General features: G+C 71.1%; 1 protein-coding gene. It reads right to left on the bottom strand.

Translation table 11 applies throughout. From position 1 onward, the window contains the following. On the bottom strand, positions 1–304 hold a 304-nt coding region (locus ACQZ2L_RS25130), incomplete at both ends, for an AMP-binding protein (protein WP_430328327.1).

Genomic DNA, 304 nt, shown 5'->3' with positions numbered 1-304 from the left:
GCCGATAAGACGTTCGGCCAGGTCCGCCGGCAGTGCTTCACCGCCGCACAGCACCTGGCGACCGGCCAAAGCTGGCAGGCGTGGGTGGTCGGCGAGCATGCGCCAGGTCGAGGGGGTCGCCTGGATGGCAGTGACCTGCTGCTGCTCGATCTGCGCCCACAGGCGCTCCGGGTCGCGGGCGGTGTCGCGGTCCACCAGCACCACGCTGGCGCCGCTGACCAGCGGCAGGTACAGCTCCAGCACGGCGATATCGAACGACAGCGAAGTCAGCGCCAGCATGCGCCCGTCAGCAGCCAGGCCCGGG

The sequence above is a fragment of the Pseudomonas shirazensis genome (assembly GCF_050496565.1).
GTDB lineage: Bacteria > Pseudomonadota > Gammaproteobacteria > Pseudomonadales > Pseudomonadaceae > Aquipseudomonas > Aquipseudomonas shirazensis_A.
Note: the sequence above shows the minus strand (reverse complement) of the source record. Positions and strands in the feature narration are given on the sequence as shown.